This window comes from Allobosea sp. P5_A5, from assembly GCF_056400625.1.
The window spans coordinates 564029-582008 of sequence record NZ_JBFUKY010000003.1; the positions used below are offsets into that span (position 1 = coordinate 564029).

Sequence of the window (17980 nt, forward strand, 5' to 3'; positions counted from 1 at the left end):
GAAACGTTAATCTCTTCCTGATGCCTCGTTCTGGATTCGGTCATATCGGGCCCTTTGGCTGGTGGCGGCGTGTCGGGCGCTTCACGGATCTCGTCGTGGCGCTCGGCCTGCTCGGCCTCATCGCGCTGGCTGGCGCCATCCTGCAATATCGCCTCGGCCCGGCCCGCGAACTGACCGGCCCCGCGCAGGCGATCGACGGCGATTCCATCCGCCTGCTGGGCGAGGAGCTGCGCCTGCAAGGCCTCGACGCGCCGGAATATCGTCAGACCTGCCGCGACGGCGCCGGGCGCGGCCTTGCCTGCGGGCGCGAGGCGCGCCGCGCCTTGCAATCGATCTTGTTGCGCGGGGAAACGCGCTGCGAGATCGGTAAGTCCGATCGTTATGGCCGGGGCCTCGCGCATTGCTGGCAAGGTACTGAGGACATCAACGCGACGATGGTCCGCGACGGTCATGCCGTCGCCTACGGCGGATACGCTGCCGAGGAGGCGCAGGCGAAAGCCGCCCGTCGGGGCATCTGGGCGCTGGAGTTCGAGCGACCCGAGGCCTGGCGCCGCGCCCACCCGCGCTAAAACATCGGAAAAACGCGTCGATCGACGGGGAAGGCCCCAACAGGATTGACGGTGCGGCGCGTGGCATGATCCGTTGCGCCGCAACAGGGAGAACGGGATGAAACTCTACGATGGCGGTCGCGCGCCGAACCCGCGGCGGGTCCGCATCTTCTTTGCCGAGAAGGGCCTGACCCTTCCTGAGCTGATCGCGGTCGATATCGCGAAGAAGGAGCACAAGACGGAAGCGTTCACCCGGCTGAACCCCGCCCAGCGGCTCCCCGTCCTGCTGCTGGACGACGGGACGGCGCTGGCCGAGACCATCGCGATCTGCCGTTATGTCGAAAGCCTGAACCCCGAGCCCCCTCTGTTCGGCCGGGACGCCAAAGAGCAGGCGCTGATCGAGATGTGGAACCGCCGCATCGAGCTTGGCCTGTTCGCCAGCGTCGCAGCGGTCTTTCGGCACAGCCATCCCTCGATGGCCGAGCTCGAGGAGCAGGTGCCGGAATGGGCACAGGCCAACCGCGAGAGCCTGGACGACCATCTCTGGCTGCTCGAGCTGCAACTTGCCGGCAGCCCGTTCGTCTGCGGCGAGAGCTTGACGGTCGCCGACATCACCGCCGCGATCGCGGTCGATTTCATGCGGCCCTCGCGCTTGCCCCTGCCGGACGATTTCGTCCACATCCGCCGGTGGCATGGCGAAATGGCCGCACGGCCAAGCTGGGCTGCCTGATGCAGTTTGTTATGGCCGTTCTGTTGTCCCTGATGGCCGCATCCATGCCCGCAATGGCGGCCGAGCGGCTGACCGGGGAACAGATCCAGCGCGCATTCGAGGGCAACACCGTCTCCGGCCGCTACACCAACGGGGGCTTCTTCACCGAATATCATGCGCCTGACGGCCGCGCCCTGGGCCATAATGGCTGGCAGCCCAACACCGACGCCTGCTGGATCACCAAGCCGCAAAGCGTGTGCTATTATTACGGGCCGCCTGAAAATCGCACCGTTCATTGCTTCACGGTGGAGATGAGCGGCGAGCTTTATGTGCTGCGCAATGTCGGCAATGGCGTGGTCAATGCGCTGGCGCGGATCGAAGCCGGCAACCCGCGCAATCACACCGATAACGGCACATCCTGGTATTGCGACGGGCTGATCTCGCGCGCTCCGGGACCGCCGATGAGCCGGAGGCTGGCGCGTTGGTGAAGACCGCCGCGCTTGCGGCCATGGTGGCCGTTTCGCTCGCTGCGGTGGGGCCGGCGCCGGCGGCCGAGCGGCTCACGGGCGAGCAGATCCGTCACGCCTTCGAAGGCAACACCGTCACGGGCCTCTATTCCGGCAGCAACCAGCCTTTCAGCGAATATCACCACCCGGATGGACGCGTCGGAGGGCATAATCGCGACGTGCCCAATGTCGACGCCTGCTGGATCACGACGGCGGATGCGGTCTGCTATTACTACGGCCCCGTGGAGACGCGCCGAACCTATTGTTTCACGATCGAGACCAGCGGTTCGCTCTATGTCATCCGCAGCCGTCCGTCCGGCCGGATCAACGGGCTGGCGCGCATCGAGCCGGGCGACCCGCATGGCTATGGCGGGAAGGCCCGCTGGACCTGCGACGGATTGATCTCGACGGCGCCTGCGACGCGCCGGTTCGCGAGCCGATGAGCGGTCTCGAAAGTCTTGAGACCGTCTTGCACGAGCTGCGCGCCTGCCGGGTCTGCCGCGATGCGCCGCGCTATCTGCCGCCGCTGCCGCATCAGCCGCGCCCGGTGATCCAGGCCGGTGCGGCTGCGCGGCTCTGCATCACCGGCCAGGCGCCGGGCACAAGGGTCCATGCCAGCGGCCGTCCTTTCACCGACGCCTCCGGCAACCGGCTGCGCGGCTGGCTTGGGCTGGACGAGGCCGCCTTCTACGATCCGTCGCGCGTCGCCATCGTGCCGATGGGGCATTGTTTTCCGGGCCAGGACGCCAAGGGCGGCGATCTCCCGCCCCGGCGCGAATGCGCGCCGCTCTGGCGTCAACGTGTCTTCGCAGCGCTGCCGAACATCGAACTGGTGCTCGCCATCGGGCGCTATGCGCAGGGCTGGCATCTCGGCGCGAAGGCGGCGGCGGATGTATCCACGACCGTCGACGACTGGGCTGCGATCCTGTCCCGGCCGGGCCTGCCGCGCGTGCTGCCGATGCCGCACCCGTCCTGGCGCAACAATGGCTGGCTTCGGCGCAATCCCTGGTTCGAAGCCGAGCTCGTGCCCGTTCTTCGCCGGGAGGTGGCGCGGCTGATGGGGTGAGCCTCAGTAGCGGAACGGGCTGCCGGAGTTGAGATTGCGGTCGACGCCGCCGCGCACGCTCAGCACCGAGCGCATCTCGCCAAGCCCGGTCTGCGTCCGGCCTTCGAGATAAGCCATGCCGTCCGCGCGGCTGCCATAACCGCTGCGGGAGCTTTTGCCGAACTCGGCGCGAACGGAGCCGCCGGCGCGCACGCAGGTGCTCGATCCCTCGATGCGGACGAAACCCGGGCCATATTCAGGGCAGGGGCGAGCACCGTTGGCGGGCGCCGGCGTGGGCCGGCTGTAGGATTCGCGCGGCTGTGCCTTGCCCGGCAAGGGCTCGCCGATCGACTGGGCCGACGCGGCGACAGGCAGGCAGGCGAGGAGAAGCAGAGAAAAAGCGAGGCGGCGCATGACTGCTCCCTGGAGGTTGCGGGCCCGGATACCCGCTCGAGAAGGCGCGGTGATGGCGATCAAGTATAAGGCGATTGGCCGGGCTGCGAAAGCGCGCGCAATGCTGCTCTGAGAGCAGCACACAAAATCGACCAGCCATCGTCTCAAAGATGCCGTAACGGCAGCCTAGCTCCGGGCTGCGCCTGCGGTTGGGCGCCCTACGGAGAAAATTATGCCGCATCATGAGAGCATTGCCCTGTCGGGCATTATTCGCCACGTTTTCGCGCATCGCTTTACGTTGGAAGCCGACGGCAAGACACATCTTGCCGATCTCGGTCCCAAAGGCGCGGAGGCCTTCCCGCTCGAACCCGATCTCCATGTCGAGATTCAGGGCGAGCAGCGTCCCTCGGAAATCAAGGTTTCACGCATCGCGTCCGCCGGGCGCGGCGCCGTCGAGATTCATCACAAGAAGCCCCATCACGCCCCCGGTCATCACCATCACAATGACCATGCCGACGCAGCCAAGGCGCTTGAGGCCGTCGCAGGGCAGGGTTGGACGCCGGCGGGAGAGGCGCGGCGCAAGCCGAAGCATTTCGAGATCCTGGCCCGTCGCGGCGGTGGAGCCTGGACCGAGCTGCATGTCGATTTCGGCGGCGCGGTCTACAAGGAAAAGGCGCCTGATACCGCCAAATGGGGTTCCACGATCGCCTGACCAGCGTGCTGAGGCCGAGAGGCCGAAGCGAGACTGACGAAAAAGAGCCCGGCGAAAGCCGGGCTCTTGCATGAGACGACGAGGCCGAGCCGGGTCAGCGGGCGCGGGTACGAACCTGGAAGACGTCGAAGCTCAGCTCCGCCACCTGCCACCACAGATATTCGTCGGAGCGGAAGGCGGACATTGCCTCGATCGCCTTCTTGAAGTCGGGGTTCTTGGCCGAGATCTCGGCATAGAGCTCGTTGGACGCCTTGAGGCAGGCTTCCATCACGTCCTGCGGGAAGGGGCGCAGCTGCGTGCCGGCGGCGACCAGACGCTTCAGCGCCGGCGGGTTCACCACATCGTATTTCGCTGCCATCTGCGTGTTGGCATAGGTGCAGGCGGCGGTCAGCGCGGCCTGATAGGCCTTCGGCAGGCTGTTCCATTTTTCCAGATTGATGAAGGCATGGACCGCCGGGCCGCCTTCCCAGAATCCCGGATAGTAATAATACGGTGCGACCTTGGCGAAGCCGAGCTTCTCGTCGTCATAGGGGCCGACCCATTCGGCGCCATCGATCGTGCCCTTTTCCAGCGCCGGATAGATGTCGCCGCCGCCGAGCTGCTGCGGTACCACGCCGAGCTTCTGCAGCACCGAACCCGCGATGCCGCCGATGCGCATCTTCAGGCCCTGCAGGTCGGCGACGTTCTTGATCTCCTTGCGGAACCAGCCGCCCATCTGCGCGCCGGTGTTGCCGCAAGGCATGCCGTAGGCGTTGAACTTCTTGTAGAACTCGTTGAACATCTCGTTGCCGCCGTTCTGGAACAGCCAGGCGTTCTGTTGGCGGGCATTGAGACCGAAGGGCACGGAGGCGGCGATCGCGAAGGTCGGGTCCTTGCCGACATAGTAATACGAGACGGTGTGGCACATCTCGACGGTATTGTTGCTCACGGCGTCCAGCGCCTGCAGCGCCGGCACGATCTCGCCGGCGGCGAAGACCTGGATCTGGAACTTCCCGTCGGTCAGGTCCGAGACCATCTTGGCCATGACCTCGGCGCCGCCATAGATCGTGTCGAGCGACTTCGGGAAGGACGAGGCGAGGCGCCACTTCACCTCCGGGTTGGACTGCGCGACCGCGGGCATGGCCACAGCGGTGGCTGCGGCGCCGGCCGCTGCGGTCTGGATGAATTGACGACGCTTCATAGGGACATCTCCTTGGGACAGCTGCCCGGTTCCCGGGCTTATCGGACGCGACCACGGCACATGGCGAACATGCGCCTGCGTTCTAGGCAATGGCTGCATGAATCGCGAGTTGATTCAACCGCAAGCATCCAGACTTTCGGCTAGTGCGCGCCAAAGGCGTGGTGGTCTGGCCGCTTTTCCTGCGGGTTGGCGAAGCGCCGCAAGACTGGTTTAAGGGCGCCATGATCGAGACCGAACGATTGACCCTGCGCCTGCCGACCCTCGATGATTTCGAGCCGATCCACGCCATGCGATCGGATCCGGAGGTCGTGCGCTTCGTCGGCGGCGAGATCATGTCGCGAGAGAACGCCTGGCACCGCCTCGTGCGCAACCGAGGGCATTGGGCGTTGATGGGTTACGGTCTTTTCGCCATCGTCCACCGCGAAACCGGTCGGATGTTGGGTGAAGTCGGTCTGATGAGGTCGGAGCGCGGGCTGGGTGCGGGGTTCGATCCGTTTCCCGAGGCAGCCTGGATATTCGCACGCGAGGCGCATGGTCACGGCTACGCGACCGAGGCGGGTCTCGCCGCCCATGGCTGGTTTGAAAATCAATTCGGGCCGCGACGCAGCGTCTGCATCATAAACCCTGCCAACGCCGCCTCGCTGGGCGTCGCAGCAAAGCTCGGCTACCGTCCTTTCGGCAGCACCTGCTATCACGACAGGACGCTGACGATGCTGGAGCGGCCGGCGCCCTGATGCCCCGGTTCGGATGAGGATGGATGCGATGAACGAGGACAAGCTCGCAAAGCTGCGGGAGCGCTACGCCGATGCCAGCGGCGCCGACATCCACGATCCGCATTTCGCCAAGGTCGCTGCCGACCAGTTCAAGGGCGACAAGCGCAAATGGCCTTTCTCGGATGTCGCCACCTTCATGGGCGCGCCCTATCGGCCTGATGCGTTAGGTCAGCCCGGCATCGGCGGGCTGGACGTCGCGATCATCGGCTTGCCGATGGATCTTGGCGTCACCAACCGGGCCGGCACGCGGCTGGGGCCGCGCGCGGTGCGCGCCATCGAGCGCATCGGCCCGATGGACCATGTGCTGGGCACCGCGCCCTTCGGCATGGTGAAGGCGGCTGATATCGGCGACGTGCCGTTCCGCTCGCGTTATTCGCTCGAGAGCTGCCATGAGGACATCGAGGCGACGTTCCGCACGATCGTCGAGGCCGGCGTCTCGCCGCTGGCGGTCGGCGGCGACCACTCGATCACCTATCCGATCCTGAAGGCGGTCGGCGCGAAGCGCCCTGTCGGCATGGTGCATATCGACGCCCATTGCGACACCTCCGGGCCCTATGAGGGCTCGAAGTTCCACCATGGCGGGCCGTTCCGGCAGGCGGTGCTCGACGGCGTGCTCGACCCCGAGCGCGTCATCCAGATCGGCATCCGTGGCGGCGCCGAATATCTCTGGGAGTTTTCCTACGAGTCCGGCATGACCGTGATCCACGCCAACGAGGTCGATGAACTCGGCATTGAGGCAGTGATCGCCAAGGCGCTCGCCGTCATCGGCGACGGGCCGACCTACGTCTCCTTCGATGTCGACTCGCTCGATCCAGCCTTCGCACCCGGCACCGGCACGCCCGAGATCGGTGGTCTGACGACGCGCGAGGCGCTCGCTATTCTGCGCGGATTGAAGGGCAGCAACATCGTTGCGGCCGATGTGGTCGAGGTTGCGCCGCAATACGATGCCACCAGCAACACCGCCCATTGCGCCGCGCAGGTGCTGTTCACCGAACTCTGCCTGATCGCGGAAGCGCGCGCGGCGGGAAAAGGAAAGCCATGACCATGTTGAACTCCGCATTGCGGGCAGCGCTGCTCGGCGGCATCTGCCTGTTCGGTGCTGCGGCCCGGGCCGAGGTCCCGGCCAACGGGTCGGCCTATATCGATGCCTCGGTCGCGGCCGTGGAAAGCCTGGCGAGCGTCGAGCCTGGAAAGGCACGCCTGCCGCGCCTGTCCGACCCGGTCGAAGGCAAGGTGCTGCGGGACGTCTGGAACGACGCGGCGATCCTCGGCAAAGGTCCTTATACCGCCGACGACATACCGGCCCTGCTCAATATCGTGCAGAAGCAGACCCGGATTTTGCAGGCCTATACGCTGTTCTCGCCGAACCCTGGGAAGGTGCAGCCCGACACCGCGCGCAACGTCGTCGAGTATCAGGACGAGTTATCGCGCTCGCACGCCTTCCTGCTGAAGGCGATTGCCGCCTCGCTCCAGGCCATCAACGATTTCGGGGCTCATCTCGCCAAGGATGAAAAGACCGATGAGCGCTTCGCCGGCCTGCGTCAGATGCGGCTGGGGTTGCAGCAAATCATCACCGGTGTCGCGCTGGCCCTGCGTAACCCGGCGCTGCGGGAGGCCAACCAGACCCTGATCGCAAGCAGCCTCGCGGAAAACGCCGCCGGCCTCGTCGCCGGCATCGGCCAGGCGGACCGCACGGCGCTGATCGCCGCGCTCCAGGCCACACGCCCGGCGCTGAAGCCGGCTGCGGACAAGTCCGTCGCGGCCTTCATCGCGACAGCCGGCAGCGCGGCCTGCGAAGGCCTTTGCCTGCTGCAGTGAGGTTCGATCATGGCCTGCCGCGTCAGCGGCGGGTCGCAAGCCAGATCATGTGCCGTGCGCCGCGACCGCTGCGGCTCGCGCGCACGGAATGCTCTTCGGTCGCAAAGCCCGCGGCCTTGAGCCGTTTAGTGAAGCCGGCATCGGGGCCGGAGGACCAGACGGCCAAAACCCCGCCCGGTTTGAGCGAGGCTTTCGCCGCCGCGAGGCCCGCCGCGCTGTAGAGCCCGTCATTGGCGGCGACGGTGAGCCCGTCCGGACCATTGTCGACGTCGAGCAGGATTGCGTCATAACGGTCCGTACCGCTTGCGATGGCCGCCGCGACATCCGCAATGAGGATGCTGACGCGCGGATCGTCGAGGCAGCCGCCGAAGACCGGCGCCATCGCGCCGCGCGCCCAGTCGGCCACGGCCGGGATCAGTTCCGCCACTTGCAGGCTCGCGCCGGGTGGCAGAGCGGCCAACGCGGCGCGCAAGGTGAAGCCCATGCCGAGGCCGCCGATCAGGATGGCGGGGTTCGGCTTCCCCACCAGTCGCGCGCAGGACAGACGCGCCAGGGCTTCTTCCGAACCGCTGAGGCGGCTGTTCATCAGTTCGTTGCTGCCCAGCATGATCGAAAATTCGCTGCCGCGCTGCTTCAGCCTCAAAGTGCCGCTGCCATCCGGCAGGGGGGCGGTGTCGAGCGAGGTCCAGGGCAGCATCGGATATCCTTCCGTCGCCTGGCTTATAAACGTGCCGCTTCCTGACGAAAGAGCGATCCTCGCGCCATGCGCGTCTGGCATGGCAGAAACCAAAGCGTAGGCTTGCTCCACCGAAACTGCCGTGGCATTTTGGCGCAGTGCAGCATTGCAAGCTCGCCCTTCGAAAGTCCTGATCGATGACCCTCGCCGCGCATGAGCGAAGCCTCCCGGCTGCCGCCGCCGCTCCCAAACAAGCGTCCGCCACGCTGGTGCTGTTTGCGCTCGCCATGGGTGGCTTTGCCATCGGCACCACCGAATTCGCCGCGATGAGTCTGCTACCTTACTTTTCGGTAGGGCTCGGCATCGACGAGCCCACCGCCGGCCATGTCATCAGCATCTATGCGCTCGGTGTCGTCGTCGGAGCGCCCCTGATCGCGGTGCTCGCGGCGCGCGTGTCGCGTCGTACCCTGCTGATCGCCTTGATGAGCCTGTTTGCGCTTGGCAATGGTTTGAGTGCGCTGGCGCCGAACTATCACTGGATGCTGGCCTTCCGTTTCCTTAGCGGTCTGCCGCATGGCGCCTATTTCGGCGTCGCCGCGCTGGCGGCGGCCTCGCTCGCGCCGCCCAATCGCCGCGCTCAATCAGTGGCGCGGGTCATGCTGGGCCTCACCGTCGCGACGATCGTCGGCGTGCCGGTCGCCAACTGGATGGGGCAGGCGCTGGGCTGGCGCAGCGGCTTCGCGATCGTGGCCGTTTTCGCCTTGCTGACGGTCCTCCTGATCGCGCTCTACGCGCCGCGCGACACGGTCCGTCCCGGCGCGAGCCCACTGCGCGAACTCGGTGCGCTGAAGCGCCGACAGGTCTGGCTGACGCTGGGCATCGGCGCCATCGGCTTCGGTGGCCTGTTCGCCGTGTACACCTATGCCGCCTCGACGCTGATGGCTGTGACGCAGGTCTCGCCCACGCTCGTCCCGGTTGTGCTTGCCGTGTTCGGGCTCGGGCTGACGGCCGGTACGCTCGTGGCCGGTTGGGCTGCCGACCGGGCCTTGATGCCCTCCGCCGGGCTGATGCTGCTCTGGAGCGCCGGTTGGCTCGCCGCCTTTCCCTTCGCCGCCGGCAATATCTGGGCGGTAACGCTGGTCATTTTCATGATCGGTTCGGGCGGCGGTCTCGGTGCCATCCTCCAGACCAGGCTGATGGACGTGGCCGACGATGCGCAGACCCTGGCGGCCGCGCTCAATCACAGCGCCTTCAACACCGCCAATGCGCTCGGCCCCTGGCTTGGCGGCATGGCGATCGCGGCCGGCTATGGCTGGACCTCCACCGGCTGGGTCGGCGCTGCGCTGGCCCTCGGCGGATTCGCGCTCTGGGCGGTGGCACTGCTCGATCAGCGCGCCTCGCGCAGGGGCTGAGAGCCGGCCTGCCGGTTCTTTCACCGGTTGAGGATCAGAAAAGCCGCAGCCATCCCCCTTGCGGCCTGCGCAAAACTGCGCCCAATCTGTAGGCACCGGACCGGCCAGGGCCGTTCAGAAGATCCTGGCCGACCGAACCCTGCGGGAGGCACCATGAAGAGTTTCGTTCGTTTCGTTGCGGCGGCGGCGTTCGCCGTCACCGGCGCTACCGTCGCGCTGGCCCAGGCGCCCGACTGGAAAGAGATCCGGATCGGCACGGAAGGCGCTTATCCGCCCTTCAACAACCTGAATGCCAAAAAGGAGCTGGAAGGCTTCGAGATCGACTACGCCAACATGCTTTGCGAGAAGATGAAGGTGAAGTGCACCTGGGTGGTGCAGGACTGGGACGGCATCATCCCGGCGCTGCTCTCCAAGAAGTACGACATCATCATCGCCGGCATGAACGCGACCGATGAGCGCAAGAAGCGCGTCGACTTCACCGCCGTTTACACCAAGACCCCGATCTGGGTCATCGGGCCGAAAGGTGCTTCCGCCGATCTTTCGCCGGCCGCGCTGAAGGGCAAGTCGATCGGCGTTCAGGGCTCGACGGTGCACTCGAACTACGCCGAGAAGACCTACAAGGATTCGACGATCCGCCCGTATCCGACGCAGGAAGAGGCCAATCTCGATCTGCTGAACGGACGCCTCGACTACATCATCGCGGACGCGCTTTCGCTGGAAGAGTTCCTCAACGGCAAGGGCAAGGATTGTTGCGCCAAGGTCGCCGAAGTGGTGCGCGACCCCGCGATCCATGGCCCCGGCGTCGCCGGTGCCGTGCGCAAGGAAGATACCGCTTTGCGTGACAAGTGGAGTGCAGCGGTCGAAGAATCGATCAAGGACGGCTCGCACAAGAAGATCGCGGACAAGTACTTCAAGATCCCGATCATCTGATTGCGCTCGCTCATCGGCCGGCGCCCGATAGCGCCGGCCGGCATTCGCCCTCGCAGGCCGGCGCTCGCTCATGTTCGATAAATTCGCGCTGCTTGGCTTCGGCCCGGGCGGCTGGGGCCTTGCCCTGCTGCAGGGCGCCGGGATCACGATCGCGATCGCGCTCGCAACCTTGCCTTTCGGGCTCGCGCTGGGCCTTGCTGTCGCGCTGTGCAAGCGCGCCGACAGCGCCATCCTGCGCGCCTTCGCGACCCTCTACACCACGGTGTTTCGCGGCGTTCCGGAACTGCTGACGCTCTACATCATCTATTTCGCCCTGCCGATCCTGATGCAGCAGCTCTTCGCGCTGCTGGGTCTGGACGCCTCCTTCGCCATCCCGCCCTTCGTCGCGGGCATGGTCGCGCTCGGCATGGTGCTGGCCGCCTTCTCCAGCGAGGTCTGGGTCGGCGCGCTGAATGCCATCCACAAGGGCCAGCGGGAGGCCGCCGCCGCGCTCGGTCTCTCGAAGGCGCAGGCCTTCCGCCTCGTCGTGCTGCCGCAATTGTTTCGGGTCGCGCTGCCCGGGCTCGGCAACAACTGGATGGTGCTGCTGAAGGAAACGTCGCTCGTCTCCGTCATCACGCTTCCCGACATCATGTTCATCACCACGCGCGCCAATGTTGTGACGAAGGAGCCCTTCCTGTTCTTCGGCGCGGCGATGGCGATCTACCTCGTCTTCTCGTTGATTTCGGCCTGGGGCGTCGGGCGCCTTGAGGCGCGCAGCAATCGCGGCTTTGCAGCCTTCGGGGGCGCTACGCGATGAACTGGTGCGACTATCCCGGCTTCTGGATCGGCAGCGAATCGCTTCAGAACTACGGCTGCCGAATGGCCGGCGGGCTCGGCCTCACTTTGCAGCTGGTCGCCTACTCGGTATCGATCGGGTTCGTCGTGGCGTTTTGGCTGGCGGTCGGCCGGCTCTACGGCCCTAAATGGCTGCGCATCGCCGTTTCCGGCTACACCACCTTCTTTCGGGGCACGCCGCTGCTCTGCCAGCTCTTCCTGGTCTATTACGGGCTCGGCCAGTTCCGGCTGTTCTGGCAGGATGCGGGCCTGTGGTGGTTTTTCCGCGAGCCGTTCTACTGCGCGCTGCTGACCTTTACGGTCAACACCGCCGCCTATCAGGCCGAGATCCTGCGCGGGGCCATCCAATCCGTTCCCCGTGGGCAGTTCGAGGGCTCGCTGGCGCTTGGCCTGCATCGCTGGGGCACGTTGCGCCATGTGGTCATGCCGCAGGCGATGATCCTGGCGCTGCGCCCGCTCGGCAACGAGCTGATCGTGATGATCAAGTCGAGCGCGGTGGCCTCGCTCGTCACCCTGTTCGACCTGATGGGCGCGACCCGCTTCGCCTTCGCCCGCTCCTTCGACCTCTCGATGTATCTCTATGCGGCGGTCATCTACCTCGTACTGGTCGAGATCGTTCGTCGGATCTGGGACCAGCTGGAGCTTCGCCTGACGCGCCACATGGCGCTGCGCTGAGCGACGATCTCAGCCTGGCAGCGTCAGCACGACCGCGCCGCGCGGCGTTGCCACGACCGTATGCTCGTATTGCACCGTCGGCGCGCAGGGCTCGCCGTAGAGCGTCCAGCGGTCATCCTCACTGTTCTCGGCCCAGGTGGACCCGAGAGACAGGAACGGCTCCACGGTGAAGACCAGCCCGTCGGTCATCCGGCGGCGCTCGCGCTTGTCGGGCCAGGTGGCGATCTCAGTCGGCTCCTCATGGAGCGAGCGGCCCACGCCGTGGCTCGCGAGATTGCGCACGAGCGAGTAGCCATTCTTCTGGGCGAAGCGCCCGACCGCCTCGCCGATGCCGGCGAGAGGCCTGCCGACGCCGACCTGGCCGATGCCGGCCCAGAGCGCGCGCTTCCCGTCGCGGCAGAGCCGCTCCAGCTTGGGCTTCGCCGGCGGCACGAGGAAGGACGCGCCGGTATCGCCATAAAAGCCGTCCTTCTCGGCCGAAACGTCGATATTGACGAGATCGCCTGCGAGAATGCGGCGCGGGCCGGGAATGCCATGCGCGATCTCTTCGTTGACGCTGATGCAGGTCGCGCCCGGGAAGTCGTAACAAAGTTCCGGCGCCGAGCGCGCCCCGTGCCGATCGAGAAAGGCGCGACCGATCGTATCCAGCTCGGCGGTCGTGATGCCGGGTTCCAGCGACTTGCCCATCACTTCGAGCGCACGCGCCACGATGTGGCCGATTTCCCGCAGCGACTGCAGCTCGTCTTCGTTCGATATCGTCATGCACTGCAGCTAAGCTGCGCAGCCAAGGCCTGCAACCCGAAAGGCCATCCGCAACCCGAAAGGCACATGGGCGATCGCCATGCAGCCGTCTTCCCGCTGCGCCGTCCGCGCGCTAAAGCGGTGCCATCATACCAGCCAAAGCGGGAGCATCTCATGGCCAAAGTCGCGTTCATCGGTCTCGGCGTCATGGGTTACCCGATGGCGGGCCACCTCAAAAACAAGGGCGGCCACGAGGTCACGGTCTACAATCGCAACCCGTCGAAGGCGCAGACCTGGGTGGCACAGCACGCCGGCCTGTCCGCCCCCACGCCGGCGGATGCCGCCAAGGGGCAGGACTTCGTCTTCGCCTGTGTCGGCAATGACGACGACCTGCGCGCGGTCACGATCGGCGAGGGCGGTGCCTTCGCCGGCATGGAAAAGGGCGCGGTCTTCATCGACCACACCACGGCCTCGGCCAATGTCGCGCGGGAGCTGGCGGACGCCGCAAAGCACGGCGGCTTCGGCTTCATCGACGCCCCGGTCTCGGGCGGGCAGGCCGGCGCCGAGAACGGCGTGCTGACCGTGATGTGCGGCGGCGACCCCGAGGTTTACGCGCGTGCCGAGCCCGTGATCGCGGCCTTCGCGCGCATGTGCAAGCTGATGGGGCCGGCGGGCTCGGGCCAGCTCACCAAGATGGTCAACCAGATCTGCATCGCCGGCCTCGTCCAGGCGCTGTCGGAGGGCGTGCATTTCGCCAAGCGTGCCGGGCTCGACGTCGAGGCCATGCTGGAGGTGATCTCGAAGGGCGCCGCCGGCTCCTGGCAGATGGAGAACCGCGGCAAGACCATGAACCAGAACAAGTTCGATTTCGGCTTTGCCGTCGACTGGATGCGCAAGGATCTCGGCATCGTGCTGGACGAGGCCCGCAGCAACGGCGCGCAGCTGCCGGTCACCGCGCTGGTCGACCAATTCTACGCCGAGGTCCAGAAGCTCGGCGGCAAGCGCTGGGACACATCCAGCCTGATCGCACGCCTGGAAGGCTGATGCGTTATTCCGGCGCGGGTTTCAGCCGGGAGTCCGGCTTCACCCGCTGCCGGTGCATCGTGTAGAGGCCGCTGCCGACGATCAGGGCAATCCCGGCAAAGGCAAACGCATCCGGGACGTCGCCCCAGACGAGATAACCGAGCAGTGCCGCGATCGCGATTACGGCGTAGCGGTATTGCGAGACCACGCCGACATCGGTGCGGCGGAAAGCCGTGATGATGCAAAGCGTGCCGGCCGTCACCAGCACCGAGGCGAGCAGCACATAGATCGACTCCACACGCCAGATCGGCAGCCAGGTCTCGGTGAAACCGTATCCGGCGGCGATGAGCCCGACAAGGATGGTCGTGGTCAGCGATACGATCGTCGAGGGCACGTGAGGGCCGATCACTCTCGTCGCGAGGTCCCGCCCGGCGGTGAACACGGTGCTGACGAGCGCGACGACCGCGCCGATGGAGAAGCTGTCGGCGCCGGGCCGCACGACGATGAGAACGCCGGCAAAGCCGACGAGCAGCGCTAGCGTGCGCCGCCAGCCCACGCTTTCGACCCTGAAGATGACCGCCAGCACCACGATGATCAGCGGCGAGGCCATGTTGATCGCCGTGATCGTGGCGAGCGGCAGGAGGCCCAGCGACCAGCTGAACAGCAGGGCGCTCGTCGCCTCCAGCAGCCCGCGCAGCACGACGCGTGGCTGCGCCACCATGCCGATCCGGTCCTGCTCGCCGACAGCGAAGATCAGAGCGATGGCGATGACCACGGCGAAGGCCGCCCGCAGCGAAAGCGCCTGGCCGGCGGGATAAACCTCCCGCGCCAGCTTCATGAAGGTGTCGTTGCAGACGAAGAGCGTCATCGCCGCGAGCATGAAGAGGATGCCCCGGCGATTGTCGGCAGCACTGGCCAAGGCGTCGTTCCCTAGGTTTTCTCGGCGTCGAGCCGCGCCAGCCCGAAAGGCGATAGGTCGAAGGGCGATTGCCCGGAGGTCGAGAGATCGGCCAGGATTTCACCGATGGCGCTGGCGAATTTGAAGCCATGGCCCGAACAGGCCGAGGCGAAGACGGCCTGCGGCACGCCCGGCACCGTGTCGATGATGAAGTCCTCATCAGGCGAAACGGTATAGACGCAGCCCTTGACCGTCAGCGGCTCTCCCGCCGCTTCGGGGATGTATCGCGCCAGGCATTCGCGGATCAGCCGGACTTGATCCGCGCTCGGTGTCCGGTCGGGATCGCGCGGGTCCATCGGCTCGCGTCCGAAATGCGGCCCGCCAAGCTTGAAACCGGGATGCTCATAGAGCGGGAATCCGTAGAAACTGCCTTCTTCGACGCTCAGAATGAAGACCGGGAACGCTCCTTCGCGGAACAACTCCGGCTTGCGGGTGGTGAACCAGCCGATGGCCTGCTTCACCGTGCTGACCTTCGCAGCAAGCGCAGGCACGGCGTCCGCGATCCAGCCGCCCGAGGTGATGACCAGCCGCCCAGCCGAATAAGTGCCGCGATCGGTGCGGACCACGACGCCCCCTTGCGCGGTCGGCGTCCAGTCGAGCAACGGCTCGTTGGTGCGGATTTCCGCGCCATGCGCCTGTGCGAGCCCGACATGGGCATAGATCGCCTTTTCGGATGCGACGAAGCCGCCATCGGGCTGCCACAGCCCGATATGCCCGGCCGGCAACTGGAAACCGGGAAAGCGGCGCATGATCTCGTCGCGCTGCAGGACTTCATGCTGCAACCCGTGCTCGAGGCAGGATTGTAGCGAGGATTCGACGGGGCCGCCGCCCTCCGGCGCCAGATCCATCGAGCCCGTGACGTGGAGGAGCTTGAGCCCGGCCTGCTCGCCCGTTTCCCGCCAGAGCTGATGTGCCCGCCTGACGATCGGCACGTAATGCGAGCCCTCGAAATAGGCGAGGCGGATGATGCGGTTCAGGCCGTGGGAGGAGCCCATCGCGTGGCCAAGGTCGAAACGCTCTAGGCCCAGCACCTTGAGGCCTCGCTTGGCGAGATGCCAGCAGGCGGCGGAGCCCATGGCGCCGACGCCCGCGACGATCACATCATAGCTGTGCTGTGTCATGGAACGTGGCTCCGCGCGGCGCGAGCCAAGCCATACAAGCCCTTCGTGGAACGGTCTATTGCGGCTGCCGCACGCCGCCCGTGCGTGGGCGCCGGGAAGCATTTGTTAACGTGCGGTAAGCAATAAGTTCGCGCAGGCGAAGAGTGGATTGCGAGGATTCATGCAGGGCATGATTCGACGCTTGTTGGGCGGTCGAAGCAGCACCGGCGCGGAGGAGGTTATGCCCCCCGCCATCGAACCGCAGCCCGCGCCACAGCCGGAGCAGCCTTTCGACGCCGGTGCATTGCAGGCCGTCGACGATATCGAGCGCGAGATCGTCGCGGCGATGAAGACGCTGTTGCGGGAACTCTCCGAGGCCGGACAGATCTCGGCCAATTTCGAGGACGGCTCCCGCACCATCCTCGCCAGTGCCGGCAGCATGCGCACCGCGATCGGCGCGGCCAGCGAGAATGCCACGGCCATTGCCGTCGTCAGCCAGCAGGTCTCGCAAGCTGCGGAAGAGGTCGACGGAGCGCTGGTGGATGTCCGCGCCAAGCTCGATTCGGCAGTCTCCCGTGCCGGAGAGGCGGCGGTCGTGCTCGATGGGCTCGGCGACGCCACCCGCGAAATCCGGGGCATCGTGGATTCCATCGCCGAGATCGCGCGGCAGACGAACTTGCTCGCGCTCAATGCCGCGATCGAGGCCGCCCGCGCCGGCGAGGCCGGCCGGGGCTTCGGTGTGGTCGCTCATGAGGTCAAGTCGCTCTCCATCGAGGTCAGCGAGGCCGCGCAGAACATTCGCATCCGGGTGGACCGGCTAACCCAGGCTGCCCAGGGCTCGACCCGGATCGTTAACGACGCTTTGGCGATCGTGCGCGAGGTCAATCCGATCATGGGCGTGATCGGGGGCGCCTCGGAAAAACAGGCATCGACCACGGCCGAGCTGCTGCGTAGCGCGCGCGAGGCCGCTCGGTTCGTCGATGGCGTCGCCCAGCGCGCCAACGAGATCGATCGCATCGCGCAGATCACGGTCGCCGGCAGCGAAAAAGTGCGTCGCGCCACCGCCAAGGGTGAGCGCGTCGCCAGCAGCATGCTGCGCCGTTTCAAGCCCGCGCTGCGCCACGCGTCCTTCGCCGACAGGCGGCGTTTCGATCGCTTCCCCATCATCCGCCATGCGCGGCTGACGTTCTCCGGCTGCGAAGTCGCTGGCGAGGTCATCGACCTCGGACGCGGAGGCGCGCTGCTTTCGGACGCGCCCGAAGCGCGGCGCTGGGCCGGCACGGAAGGCATGATCGCCATCGAGGGCCTGCCGCCGATGCTTTGCCGCATGGCGGGCGCCAGCGAGAAAGGCCTGCATCTCGCCTTTTCGCCGGAGGCAGCGGCCAATGACGCGCTGGCGCAGACGATCGAGGCTGTCGAGCGCCAATACCGCCCCATGATCGAGCGAGCGCAGGATTTCGCCCGTGAGGTCGCGGCCGCGATGGAATCAGCGCTCGAACGGCGCCTGTTGAGCGAGGAAGAGCTGTTCGAGATCAGCTATGTCCCGATGAACGACAGTGAACCCCGCCAATTCGCAACGCCGAGCCTGGCGGCGCTGGAAACCGTGCTGCCGCCCGTGCTGGAGCGCATGCGCGCCGGCGATTCGCAGCTGGCGTTTGCGGTGGCAAGCGATCGAAACGGCTATGTTCCGGTGCACCACCCGCAATACGCGCAGGCTGCCCGGCCGGAAGACCCTGACTGGTCCGCCGTTCATGCCGCCCATCGCAGGCTTTACGATAGCCGGGCCGCGATCGGCGCCGGCCGCTCGGTCCGGCCCTTCCTGATCCAGCGACTCCAGGCGGATCTCGGCCAAGGTCCCGAGATATTCAGCGAGATCTCCGCGCCGATCCGCCTGCGCGGCCGTCATTGGGGCGGCGTCAGGACCGGTTACCGGCTCTGAAGCAA

General features: G+C 66.3%; 21 protein-coding genes. 15 read left to right on the forward strand and 6 right to left on the reverse strand.

Translation table 11 applies throughout. The features are described 5' to 3' along the window. Positions 1–20: 20 nt before the first annotated feature. The 5 genes from AC1DR6_RS09515 (at position 21) to AC1DR6_RS09535 (ending at position 2829) form a co-directional block, all read left to right on the forward strand. Complete coding sequence (locus tag AC1DR6_RS09515; protein ID WP_476828951.1) at positions 21–569, forward strand: thermonuclease family protein; 549 nt, start codon at positions 21–23, stop codon at positions 567–569. A gap of 97 nt (positions 570–666) precedes the next feature. Next, positions 667–1278: a glutathione S-transferase family protein gene (locus AC1DR6_RS09520; protein WP_476828952.1), complete on the forward strand. Its 612-nt coding sequence runs from the start codon at positions 667–669 to the stop codon at positions 1276–1278. Positions 1279–1289: 11 nt separating this feature from the next. Beyond that, complete coding sequence (locus AC1DR6_RS09525) at positions 1290–1745, forward strand: hypothetical protein (RefSeq protein WP_476828953.1); 456 nt, start codon at positions 1290–1292, stop codon at positions 1743–1745. Beyond that, complete coding sequence (locus AC1DR6_RS09530; RefSeq protein ID WP_476828954.1) at positions 1739–2206, forward strand: hypothetical protein; 468 nt, start codon at positions 1739–1741, stop codon at positions 2204–2206. Before AC1DR6_RS09525 ends, AC1DR6_RS09530 begins: the two co-directional genes overlap by 7 nt. Further along, positions 2203–2829 (forward strand): uracil-DNA glycosylase family protein, encoded by a 627-nt coding sequence (locus tag AC1DR6_RS09535; protein WP_476828955.1) that lies wholly within the window; start codon positions 2203–2205, stop codon positions 2827–2829. Before AC1DR6_RS09530 ends, AC1DR6_RS09535 begins: the two co-directional genes overlap by 4 nt. A 3-nt stretch (positions 2830–2832) precedes the next feature. Here the strand turns inward: AC1DR6_RS09535 and AC1DR6_RS09540 are convergent, their stop codons facing one another. Continuing rightward, positions 2833–3222, reverse strand: coding sequence for a porin (locus tag AC1DR6_RS09540; RefSeq protein WP_476828956.1), 390 nt, complete (start codon positions 3220–3222; stop codon positions 2833–2835). Between the two features lie 211 nt (positions 3223–3433). Between AC1DR6_RS09540 and AC1DR6_RS09545 the strand changes: the two genes are divergently transcribed. Further along, a complete protein-coding gene (locus AC1DR6_RS09545) occupies positions 3434–3913 on the forward strand; it encodes a hypothetical protein (RefSeq protein WP_476828957.1) in 480 nt (159 codons plus the stop codon). A 94-nt stretch (positions 3914–4007) separates the two neighbouring features. On the opposite strand, the gene AC1DR6_RS09550 is transcribed toward AC1DR6_RS09545, so the two are convergent. Beyond that, on the reverse strand, positions 4008–5093 hold the full coding sequence (locus tag AC1DR6_RS09550; RefSeq protein WP_476828958.1) for a TRAP transporter substrate-binding protein: 1086 nt from the start codon (positions 5091–5093) through the stop codon (positions 4008–4010). A 143-nt stretch (positions 5094–5236) separates the two neighbouring features. Here AC1DR6_RS09550 and AC1DR6_RS09555 point away from each other — a divergent pair, with 143 nt between their 5' ends. From AC1DR6_RS09555 to AC1DR6_RS09565, 3 genes are read left to right on the forward strand one after another with little or no spacing between them, the layout of a single operon-like run. Next, positions 5237–5827 (forward strand): GNAT family N-acetyltransferase, encoded by a 591-nt coding sequence (locus AC1DR6_RS09555; protein WP_476828959.1) that lies wholly within the window; start codon positions 5237–5239, stop codon positions 5825–5827. A 28-nt stretch (positions 5828–5855) separates the two neighbouring features. Continuing rightward, complete coding sequence (gene speB, locus AC1DR6_RS09560) at positions 5856–6908, forward strand: agmatinase (RefSeq protein WP_476828960.1); 1053 nt, start codon at positions 5856–5858, stop codon at positions 6906–6908. Continuing rightward, complete coding sequence (locus AC1DR6_RS09565) at positions 6905–7684, forward strand: hypothetical protein (protein ID WP_476828961.1); 780 nt, start codon at positions 6905–6907, stop codon at positions 7682–7684. Before speB ends, AC1DR6_RS09565 begins: the two co-directional genes overlap by 4 nt. Before the next feature lie 22 nt (positions 7685–7706). Here the strand turns inward: AC1DR6_RS09565 and AC1DR6_RS09570 are convergent, their stop codons facing one another. After that, positions 7707–8381 carry a polyamine aminopropyltransferase gene (locus tag AC1DR6_RS09570; protein ID WP_476828962.1) on the reverse strand — a complete coding sequence of 225 codons (675 nt, stop codon included), beginning with the start codon at positions 8379–8381 and terminating at the stop codon, positions 7707–7709. Positions 8382–8557: 176 nt separating this feature from the next. Here AC1DR6_RS09570 and AC1DR6_RS09575 point away from each other — a divergent pair, with 176 nt between their 5' ends. The 4 genes from AC1DR6_RS09575 to AC1DR6_RS09590 all read left to right on the forward strand — a co-directional run bounded on the left by AC1DR6_RS09575 (position 8558) and on the right by AC1DR6_RS09590 (position 12214). Continuing rightward, positions 8558–9772 carry an MFS transporter gene (locus AC1DR6_RS09575; RefSeq protein WP_476828963.1) on the forward strand — a complete coding sequence of 405 codons (1215 nt, stop codon included), beginning with the start codon at positions 8558–8560 and terminating at the stop codon, positions 9770–9772. Positions 9773–9925: 153 nt separating this feature from the next. Further along, positions 9926–10702, forward strand: a complete 777-nt coding sequence (locus AC1DR6_RS09580) for a transporter substrate-binding domain-containing protein (RefSeq protein ID WP_476828964.1) — start codon at positions 9926–9928, stop codon at positions 10700–10702. A 70-nt stretch (positions 10703–10772) separates the two neighbouring features. Beyond that, entirely contained in the window at positions 10773–11501 is a 729-nt protein-coding gene (locus AC1DR6_RS09585; protein ID WP_476828965.1) for an ABC transporter permease, read from the forward strand. Continuing rightward, positions 11498–12214 carry an ABC transporter permease gene (locus AC1DR6_RS09590; protein WP_476828966.1) on the forward strand — a complete coding sequence of 239 codons (717 nt, stop codon included), beginning with the start codon at positions 11498–11500 and terminating at the stop codon, positions 12212–12214. The genes AC1DR6_RS09585 and AC1DR6_RS09590 overlap by 4 nt, the downstream gene beginning before the upstream one ends. A 9-nt stretch (positions 12215–12223) precedes the next feature. Here the strand turns inward: AC1DR6_RS09590 and map are convergent, their stop codons facing one another. After that, positions 12224–12976, reverse strand: coding sequence for a type I methionyl aminopeptidase (map, locus tag AC1DR6_RS09595; RefSeq protein WP_476828967.1), 753 nt, complete (start codon positions 12974–12976; stop codon positions 12224–12226). Positions 12977–13129: 153 nt separating this feature from the next. On the opposite strand from map, the gene AC1DR6_RS09600 reads away from it, so the two are divergent. Further along, the gene (locus tag AC1DR6_RS09600; protein WP_476828968.1) at positions 13130–13999 is read left to right on the forward strand and encodes an NAD(P)-dependent oxidoreductase; all 870 of its coding nucleotides are present in this window, start codon (positions 13130–13132) and stop codon (positions 13997–13999) included. A gap of 4 nt (positions 14000–14003) precedes the next feature. Here the strand turns inward: AC1DR6_RS09600 and AC1DR6_RS09605 are convergent, their stop codons facing one another. Continuing rightward, a complete protein-coding gene (locus tag AC1DR6_RS09605) occupies positions 14004–14897 on the reverse strand; it encodes a DMT family transporter (protein WP_476828969.1) in 894 nt (297 codons plus the stop codon). 11 nt (positions 14898–14908) lie between these two features. After that, positions 14909–16057 carry an N-methyl-L-tryptophan oxidase gene (solA, locus tag AC1DR6_RS09610; RefSeq protein WP_476828970.1) on the reverse strand — a complete coding sequence of 383 codons (1149 nt, stop codon included), beginning with the start codon at positions 16055–16057 and terminating at the stop codon, positions 14909–14911. Positions 16058–16277: 220 nt separating this feature from the next. On the opposite strand from solA, the gene AC1DR6_RS09615 reads away from it, so the two are divergent. Further along, positions 16278–17975: a methyl-accepting chemotaxis protein gene (locus AC1DR6_RS09615; protein WP_476828971.1), complete on the forward strand. Its 1698-nt coding sequence runs from the start codon at positions 16278–16280 to the stop codon at positions 17973–17975. The last annotated feature ends 5 nt before the right edge of the window (positions 17976–17980 follow it).

Coding starts and splice junctions, on each gene's coding strand:
- AC1DR6_RS09515 (WP_476828951.1), top strand. CDS start 21: ATGCCTCGTTCTGGATTCGGTCATATCGGGCCCTTTGGCTGGTGGCGG.
- AC1DR6_RS09520 (WP_476828952.1), top strand. CDS start 667: ATGAAACTCTACGATGGCGGTCGCGCGCCGAACCCGCGGCGGGTCCGC.
- AC1DR6_RS09525 (WP_476828953.1), top strand. CDS start 1,290: ATGGCCGTTCTGTTGTCCCTGATGGCCGCATCCATGCCCGCAATGGCG.
- AC1DR6_RS09535 (WP_476828955.1), top strand. CDS start 2,203: ATGAGCGGTCTCGAAAGTCTTGAGACCGTCTTGCACGAGCTGCGCGCC.
- AC1DR6_RS09540 (WP_476828956.1), bottom strand. CDS start 3,222: ATGCGCCGCCTCGCTTTTTCTCTGCTTCTCCTCGCCTGCCTGCCTGTC.
- AC1DR6_RS09545 (WP_476828957.1), top strand. CDS start 3,434: ATGCCGCATCATGAGAGCATTGCCCTGTCGGGCATTATTCGCCACGTT.
- AC1DR6_RS09550 (WP_476828958.1), bottom strand. CDS start 5,093: ATGAAGCGTCGTCAATTCATCCAGACCGCAGCGGCCGGCGCCGCAGCC.
- speB (WP_476828960.1), top strand. CDS start 5,856: ATGAACGAGGACAAGCTCGCAAAGCTGCGGGAGCGCTACGCCGATGCC.
- AC1DR6_RS09565 (WP_476828961.1), top strand. CDS start 6,905: ATGACCATGTTGAACTCCGCATTGCGGGCAGCGCTGCTCGGCGGCATC.
- AC1DR6_RS09570 (WP_476828962.1), bottom strand. CDS start 8,381: ATGCTGCCCTGGACCTCGCTCGACACCGCCCCCCTGCCGGATGGCAGC.
- AC1DR6_RS09575 (WP_476828963.1), top strand. CDS start 8,558: ATGACCCTCGCCGCGCATGAGCGAAGCCTCCCGGCTGCCGCCGCCGCT.
- AC1DR6_RS09580 (WP_476828964.1), top strand. CDS start 9,926: ATGAAGAGTTTCGTTCGTTTCGTTGCGGCGGCGGCGTTCGCCGTCACC.
- AC1DR6_RS09585 (WP_476828965.1), top strand. CDS start 10,773: ATGTTCGATAAATTCGCGCTGCTTGGCTTCGGCCCGGGCGGCTGGGGC.
- AC1DR6_RS09590 (WP_476828966.1), top strand. CDS start 11,498: ATGAACTGGTGCGACTATCCCGGCTTCTGGATCGGCAGCGAATCGCTT.
- map (WP_476828967.1), bottom strand. CDS start 12,976: ATGACGATATCGAACGAAGACGAGCTGCAGTCGCTGCGGGAAATCGGC.
- AC1DR6_RS09600 (WP_476828968.1), top strand. CDS start 13,130: ATGGCCAAAGTCGCGTTCATCGGTCTCGGCGTCATGGGTTACCCGATG.
- solA (WP_476828970.1), bottom strand. CDS start 16,057: ATGACACAGCACAGCTATGATGTGATCGTCGCGGGCGTCGGCGCCATG.
- AC1DR6_RS09615 (WP_476828971.1), top strand. CDS start 16,278: ATGCCCCCCGCCATCGAACCGCAGCCCGCGCCACAGCCGGAGCAGCCT.